This window comes from Streptomyces sp. NPDC059564 (assembly GCF_042735575.1).
Taxonomy (GTDB): Bacteria; Actinomycetota; Actinomycetes; order Streptomycetales; family Streptomycetaceae; genus Streptomyces.
The window spans coordinates 1-6,522 of sequence record NZ_JBHWBP010000402.1 but is presented as its reverse complement, the minus strand read 5'-3'; the positions used below and the strand labels follow the sequence as shown (position 1 = coordinate 6,522).

Genomic DNA, 6,522 nt, shown 5'->3' with positions numbered 1-6,522 from the left:
TCGCCCCCACCGCAGGTTTGCCGCCCGGTGTGGAAGGGGTTTTCCGCCCGCCGGGGTGGGGGGGGGGGGCGCCCCCGCGCCCACCCGCCGAATTCCACGCCCACTCCGAAGGGAACACGCCCGCGTGAAGTACATCGAGACCCAGATACCGCCGTCACTCGGACACGCCGAGGTCCGGATCATCGCGCACACACCCGAAGCCGCCCGCGCTGTCGCGGAGGCGCTTCGCCACTGCTTCGCAGGCGCGGAACAGCGCAGCTACCCCGGCCTCGACGGCGGCACCCGCCTGCACCTCACCGTGGACACGGAAACACCCGCCGGCCCTTCCCGCTCCTGGCCGGCCGCCGGCAGAACCCCCGTCGCCAGCGCCGCCCACTCCGACGAGATCTGACGGACCGGAGACCGTAGCCCACCCCGCACACGAGAGGACGCGGTCATGGCCACGTTGCGCGAACGCAAGACCTACCGCGAGCAGGTACTCCGGGTCCTGTACGAAGCCGTCGAAGGCAACCGCCTCCTCGGCATCACCGGAGCGAAGCTCCGGAGCGACCTCCACGTGCCGGAACAGGATCTGGCCGCCGCCTGCACCTACCTGGCGGGCGAAGGGCTGATCACCGTCGACTGGGAGCCGGGCAACACGCCCGGGATGGTCACCCTCACCCACGAGGGAATCCGGCGCATGGAGGCCGAGGAGGAAGAGCACGGCTGAATCTCCTCGCACCCGAGAAGAGGGTGAGAGAGAAGACCGGGGCCCAGGTCGGCGACCTGGGCCCGCTCCGTTGCACGAGTAGGTGGGTGACTGTTGCCGACGGCGGCGCCACGGCGGCGAACGGCCCGCCGCATTCGCCCGGCGATGTCCTTCCCGGCATCAGTGCGTTGGGTGGAGGCCCCGACCCCCTGTGCCGCGGCTGACCCGAGGAACCAGCGCGGGCCGTAAGGCGATCGACTATCACCCAGCGCAATATTGCGGCTACTGTCTGTCGCAACGCCTGTGTCGAGAGGATGCCATGTCAGACCTGATCGAGCGGAAGCTTCACCATGTGTTCGATGTCCTGGACATCGAGGGGAGCGGCGCGTTGACCGCCGACAGCATCCTCAACGCGGCCGAGCGGTACACACGGTTCCGCGGCGTGACGCCGGGATCGGACCGGGCCGAGCGGCTCTACGAGAGCATCCGGGAATACTGGTCGGCCATGGCCGGTCTCGACACCGACGGCGACGGCAAGGTCAGCCGCCAGGAGTTCACCACGGGGCTGGTCGCGGTGGCCTCGGACCCCGGCATGTACGAGAAGAGCATCGAGACCACCGCCGACACGTTCTTCGATCTCGCCGACATGGACGGCAACGGGCGTCTCGACAGGGACGAGTACGTCGACCTGTACTCGGTCGGCGTCGGCATCGGCCGCTCCGACACGATCAGGGCGTTCGCCCGTATGGACGTGCACGCGAAGGGATACCTCACGCGTGAAGAGTGGCGCGGGGCAGTGGCGGAGTTCTACCAGAGCACCGATCCCGATGCGCCGGGCAACTGGCTCTGGGGTCCGTACTGACCCGAGGGGACGGCCTGGCGGCTGCCGGTCGGAAGGCAACCCACTACAACGACCCACGGTGGTTGCTGCGGGCGACGGCGTCGGTCTCTTCCATGTACGTGCTCTCCCTCAGGTCCGTGTGGGCCACGACGCCGACGGCGAGGTAGACGGCGGCGCACGCGGTCAGGTGCAGCGTGCTGAGCAGTCCGGTCTGCGCGGCGACCGGCCAGCCGTCGGCGGTGTCGATGAGCTGCGGGAACAGCGAGAAGTACAGCAGCAGCGCCTTCGGGTTCAGACAGCTGATCCCGGCTCCCTTGAGCGTGACCTGCACGCGGGAGGCGTCCGCGCTCTCTTCTGCGGCAGCCGGCACGGCCGGCCGGGCCCGGGGCTGTCGCTGGCTCCGGGACCGGGCGGGATCCGGACGGTGGACGCCGGGGCCGCGCACTACTGGGCGGTGTGGGGCGAGCGTTGGCCGGGGGTCACCAAGTCAGGGTGACGAGCACCGTCCCCTCGGTGGTACGGACCGACACCCTGCCCGTGTCGCCGTAGACGTCGCGCCGCCAGTCGGTGAACAGCCGGGCCAGGCGGAGCGCGGCGTTGCGGCTGAGGGCGTCGTCGGTGAAGTAAGTGAAGAAGGTGATCCTTGCCTCGCCGGCGGCGCCTACCCTCCGGACGCGGGTCTCCCGTACGGACTGCTGGGAGACGGTGCCGTCGTCGGCCTTGGTGAGGTGCTGTCCGAGGTAGGCCTGGAAGTCCTGGGTCATGTCGAACCAGTCCGCGGGCCCGCAGGGGCCGCCTCCGTTGCCGATCTCCCCGTCGGTCGGCGGACCGGCGCGGTCGTCGGTGGCCTCCTGGTCGGTGGGCGGGCCGGCATATCCGGCGGTCTCCTGGTCGGTGGGCGGGCCGGCGTACCCGCCGGTCTCTTGGTCGGTGGGCGGGCCGGCGTACCCGCCGGTCTCTTGGTCGGTGGGCGGGCCCGCGTACCCGCCGCTCGGGTCGTCGGTCGTCGTGTCGAGGCCGCAGTCGGCGGTCGGCGAGAGGGAGGGTGCGGGCACAGGTCCTGCCGCCCTTCCCGGTGCTGTGCTGCCACACCCCGCCATCAGGGCGCAGAGGAGCCCTGCCACCACCACGCGCCCGGCTGCCGGAACGGTCTTCCCTGCCATGCACTTCTCCCCTCGGTCCCTTATCAAGAGGGGATCCGACCGGCGCCGGTTCACCCGTCCCGGGACTACCGTCGGACTGGCTGCTGTGGGCACGCGCCTGCGCCGGACACCAGCCGGACTTCGCCCTGGTCACCGCCCGCAAGCGGAGCGCCGAAAGGCGCGACGGCTGATCAATCCAGCGGATCGGCGCTCCGCACCTGACCTACCGGCACACCGACAAGGGCACTCCGTCCGAGCAGAAGACCGCCGGGACCTGGCTCTCCTGCTTCCACCCCGGGCAAGACTCCTGGGATTCAGGTTGGGACCTTGCCGGGGCCCTGGTGCGCGGGTGGCGGCCGGGCACGCTAGTTTGCTCGGATGAGTCTCCTTGATGATGTGGCCGAGCGCGACGGATGGCAGTGCTGGGTGTGTGACGAACCGGTCGACCCCGACGAGTCGGTGAACGACCCGCGGGGGCCCAGTGTCGACAGCCGGACCTCCGACCGGAAGGCCAAGGTCGCCGAGCGCCTCGCGCACCGCGGGTGCAACACCCGCAAGGGCGCGGTCAAGGTGGTCATCGCCTGGCCGGAGCGCCTGTACGTAGTCGAACCCGCGCCACTGATCGCCGTTGCCGAGAGGCTGGAGCGCAAGGGTGGCCGCGAGATGGTGGGCCGTTGTCCGACCAGGAAGGACGCCCAAGAGGCGGCGGATTGGCTGGTGGACCGGTTCTCCCGACTGGTACCGGGGATGCCGGTGACCGCCGACATCCAGGCTGGGGGCGGCCAGTTCCTCGTCATCCTGGCCACCTAGCCCGCAAAGTCATCCAACCAGAGCTGCGGTGTCGCCCGGGCCGTGCACGAGGAACGCGCTGAGCTGCTGGTGCGGCTCGGGGTGGTGGCGGCGACGGGGCTGCCGGATCCGCCGCTGCCCCGTGCGGTCGGCCGAGAGCTGACCGGGACCGGCCGCGCCCGGAACGGCAGCAGAGCCCCGATACGGCAGCAGGGCCCGGACCGCGCGTCGCGGTCCGGGCCCTGCCCCGTGCGGTGCCGCCCTGCGGCGGCCGCGCGTCAGCTCTGTGCGGTGTCGTCGCCCGTCTGCCCGGCGCCCTCGGCTGCGCCTGCCTTCTCGCGCATCTTGCGCACCAGCTCCGCCTTCTGGTCGGCTGCACCCTGGCGGTCGAGGTTGCGGTGCGGACCGTTGTTCTGCCGTTCGGCGCGGGACAGCTTCTTGCGCTGGCCGCCGCCCTGGCCCACGGGGTTGTTGATGTTCTTGCTCACGGTCACGGGTTCTCCCGGTAAAAATGTGAAGTGATCTACGGATTCATCGGTGGGGGACGGGCGGCGACGTCGAAGGGCGTCAGCAGGGGCCCGTCACGCTCTCACTCGTAAATCGGCGTCTGGAAGAACATGACAAAGACGTTACCCGGTTCCGGCGGCCCCGCGCACCAACCTTTTCGCCGCTCCGGCGTCGGCCGGGCCTTCGGCGAGCGCCCGGGGGTCAGCCGTTTCCCTCCGGGAATCCCAGCGCCCGCCGGTGGTCGCCGCCCGCCCGGGACAGGTCCAGATGGGCTAATCGGCCGCCGCGGCCCTTGTCGGTGGTCGCGAGGACACTGACGGAACGAGAGACATCTCACTTGCGCCCCGCCGTCACGGGACCACCTTCAGCGTGCGAAGGCACAGCGCCTCCCGCATCCCGCGCCGGTCATGGGGAGGGTTGCACCGGAGGGCGGGCCGACGGCGATCATGCCCACCGCGTCCCGACCTTGGAGTCAGGGTGGCGGTCCGGCGGCGCTGGTTCGTCGACCCACGTTCCGAGGTTCGGCTCCCCGTCCTCGTCGGCGGGCTCGGTCCCGAGGACCTGTGCGCGCTCGCCCGGTGCCGCGGAACAACGTAGGGAAGTTTGATCACGCCTGGTCAGGCCCGGTGAAGCGGGATCAGGGACAAAGCGTGCACCTGGGAGGTACGAGACCGAGGGGGGTGTGAGACGGGCGCGCTGGTGACCAGGGCGAACGTAGGATTGCGATCATGATTCGTTCGGCGGAGTGGAGTTGACCAACCGTGATGCCCCCGTACTGCGCGATCTGCCACGCGTCCGACAGGGACCACGACGACGAGACGTTCACGCTCGTGTACTTCCGTGCGATAGAGCCACCTCTCGATCATGCGGGGCATCCCGAGAACGCCCTCTGGTTCTGCAAGGGGCATGTCCGGTACACCGAGGGCAAGACCCACATGAGCGCCATCCTGGCCATGGTCCACATACGCGCCGCGATCCGACGCAACGCCCCAAACCCCTGGCCACTCACGAGCATGCCCTGAGCCCCATGCCTTGGCCCCGATTCGCGGGGCGAGGCGCCGAACAGTTGTCGGGCAGAAGGCGGCAGTCCCTCGCGCCACCTCTCGGTCTCGCAGCTACCCGGTACACGCTTCGGCGGCTGATCCCGCGTCGCGGGCCTGACCAGGCGTGAAACTCGCATCCGTCAACGTTCCCTACGTTGTTCTGCAACTCAGTCGGCGTGTCATCGAATGCAGTCGAAGGTCTTCTTGGACCTGAGCGTGCCAGGATGCCGGGGGCACGACCGCCAGCACGTCGACGGGGCAGGAGCCAGCCATGATCAGCGGTGCACATGTCATCCTCTACAGCCAGGACGCCGAGGCGGACCGCGCCTTTCTCCGCGACGTCCTCGGGTTTCCCGGCGTCGACGCGGGCGGCGGCTGGCTCATCTTCAAGCTGCCCCCGGCCGAGGTGGCGGTGCACCCGACCGACGGTCCGCCGGAGCACGAGTTCTTCCTGATGTGCGACGACCTTGACGCCCAGCTCGGCCAGTTCCGCGCGCAGGGTGTCGAGATCACCCGTCCGGTCAGCGAGCAGCGCTGGGGCAAACTGACCGCGATCCGGCTCCCCAGCCATGCCGAACTCCCGCTGTACGAACCGCTGCACCCCATCGCCCACAGCCTGTGACCCCACAGCACTCAGCTGAGAGTGACGAATTTCCGGGTGTACGAGATCCCACGGACAGGTACGGCTCGCTGGAGGCCGTCGTCTGCAACAAGGTGAACCTCTAGCGGATCGCCACGCATTGGCCGGACATGCTCCGGGTCGCCGGATCGCACATCACCAACCAGGTCCGGGCCTACGACCTGCCGCGGATGTTCGGCCGTGACGGCGGCGCACCCGGCTCGCTGGGCCACGCGTTGCTTCCTGTGGAGGCCAGGCACCCGACGCTCCGGGCCGAGGGGGAGGAACGCCGAGCCGGGCTTGGCACTGGCTCAGCGACCTCGCGGAGCCCTAAATGGCACGCTCCTGAGCGGGATCCCGGGATTCCGCGTGATCTGGATCATCGGCCGGGGCGGCGGCACGCAGCGCCGCCTCAACCCGGCGGTTGCTGGTCATGGTGGCGGTGACGGTGGTCATGGTGAGGAGGAGGCCGGCGGCGGTGTAGAGCGGGGTGCGGACGTCGTAGGTGGTGGCCAGCCAGCCGCCGAGGAAGGCGCCGAACGGGGCGGCGCACATGGAGAGCATGCGGGAGGTGGAGGCGACCCGGCCCATCAGGTGGGCGGGGACGATCGCCTGTCGGAGGGAGGGGCCGAGCACCATGGTGGCGCCCATGCCCGCTCCGCAGACGGCGAGCGCGAGGCCGGCGACGTAGGGGTTCGGGGCGGCGGCAAGGCCCAGGATGGCGAGCCCCTCGACTGCCGCCGTGCAGGTCAGCGCGGTGCCGGTGCCGAGTCGTCGTCCGAGGAAGGAGGCGATGCCCGCGCCGAGCAGACCGCCGGTGGCCTCCGCCGTGAGGAGCAGGCCGAAGCCGAAGGTGTCGGTGCCGAGACGATCCTGCGCGAAGAGGGCGAGTA

General features: G+C 70.1%; 9 protein-coding genes and 1 pseudogene. 6 read left to right on the top strand and 4 right to left on the bottom strand.

Annotated features, from left to right (window positions below; translation table 11 throughout):
- Nucleotides 1-124 precede the first annotated feature (124 nt).
- The 3 genes from ACFV0Q_RS36535 (at nucleotide 125) to ACFV0Q_RS36525 (ending at nucleotide 1,550) form a co-directional block, all read left to right on the top strand.
- Nucleotides 125-391: a hypothetical protein gene (locus ACFV0Q_RS36535; RefSeq protein ID WP_385011581.1), complete on the top strand. Its 267-nt coding sequence runs from the start codon at nucleotides 125-127 to the stop codon at nucleotides 389-391.
- 45 nt (nucleotides 392-436) lie between these two features.
- On the top strand, nucleotides 437-709 hold the full coding sequence (locus ACFV0Q_RS36530) for a hypothetical protein (protein ID WP_385011579.1): 273 nt from the start codon (nucleotides 437-439) through the stop codon (nucleotides 707-709).
- A 190-nt stretch (nucleotides 710-899) separates the two neighbouring features.
- Nucleotides 900-1,550, top strand: a complete 651-nt coding sequence (locus tag ACFV0Q_RS36525; RefSeq protein WP_385011577.1) for an EF-hand domain-containing protein — start codon at nucleotides 900-902, stop codon at nucleotides 1,548-1,550.
- Nucleotides 1,551-1,593: 43 nt separating this feature from the next.
- Here ACFV0Q_RS36525 and ACFV0Q_RS36520 read toward each other — a convergent pair whose 3' ends face one another.
- Together ACFV0Q_RS36520 and ACFV0Q_RS36515 are read right to left on the bottom strand one after the other, a co-directional pair.
- Nucleotides 1,594-1,899 (bottom strand): LysE family transporter, encoded by a 306-nt coding sequence (locus tag ACFV0Q_RS36520; RefSeq protein ID WP_385011575.1) that lies wholly within the window; start codon nucleotides 1,897-1,899, stop codon nucleotides 1,594-1,596.
- Between the two features lie 109 nt (nucleotides 1,900-2,008).
- On the bottom strand, nucleotides 2,009-2,584 hold the full coding sequence (locus ACFV0Q_RS36515; protein WP_385011573.1) for a hypothetical protein: 576 nt from the start codon (nucleotides 2,582-2,584) through the stop codon (nucleotides 2,009-2,011).
- 465 nt (nucleotides 2,585-3,049) lie between these two features.
- On the opposite strand from ACFV0Q_RS36515, the gene ACFV0Q_RS36510 reads away from it, so the two are divergent.
- Complete coding sequence (locus tag ACFV0Q_RS36510; protein WP_385011571.1) at nucleotides 3,050-3,481, top strand: hypothetical protein; 432 nt, start codon at nucleotides 3,050-3,052, stop codon at nucleotides 3,479-3,481.
- A gap of 257 nt (nucleotides 3,482-3,738) precedes the next feature.
- Here the strand turns inward: ACFV0Q_RS36510 and ACFV0Q_RS36505 are convergent, their stop codons facing one another.
- A complete protein-coding gene (locus tag ACFV0Q_RS36505; protein WP_385011569.1) occupies nucleotides 3,739-3,954 on the bottom strand; it encodes a DUF6243 family protein in 216 nt (71 codons plus the stop codon).
- A 1,327-nt stretch (nucleotides 3,955-5,281) separates the two neighbouring features.
- On the opposite strand from ACFV0Q_RS36505, the gene ACFV0Q_RS36500 reads away from it, so the two are divergent.
- Together ACFV0Q_RS36500 and ACFV0Q_RS36495 are read left to right on the top strand one after the other, a co-directional pair.
- Nucleotides 5,282-5,632: a VOC family protein gene (locus ACFV0Q_RS36500; protein WP_385011567.1), complete on the top strand. Its 351-nt coding sequence runs from the start codon at nucleotides 5,282-5,284 to the stop codon at nucleotides 5,630-5,632.
- Nucleotides 5,633-5,664: 32 nt separating this feature from the next.
- A pseudogene (locus tag ACFV0Q_RS36495) lies at nucleotides 5,665-5,865 on the top strand (Tn3 family transposase); the annotation flags it as partial.
- A gap of 94 nt (nucleotides 5,866-5,959) precedes the next feature.
- On the opposite strand, the gene ACFV0Q_RS36490 reads toward ACFV0Q_RS36495, so the two are convergent.
- On the bottom strand, nucleotides 5,960-6,522 hold a 563-nt coding region (locus ACFV0Q_RS36490; protein ID WP_385011565.1), incomplete at its 5' end, for an MFS transporter.

What these genes read in the sequence shown, in the direction of transcription:
- ACFV0Q_RS36530 (WP_385011579.1), top strand. Translation starts at nt 437, where the DNA reads ATGGCCACGTTGCGCGAACGCAAGACCTACCGCGAGCAGGTACTCCGG.
- ACFV0Q_RS36510 (WP_385011571.1), top strand. Translation starts at nt 3,050, where the DNA reads ATGAGTCTCCTTGATGATGTGGCCGAGCGCGACGGATGGCAGTGCTGG.
- ACFV0Q_RS36500 (WP_385011567.1), top strand. Translation starts at nt 5,282, where the DNA reads ATGATCAGCGGTGCACATGTCATCCTCTACAGCCAGGACGCCGAGGCG.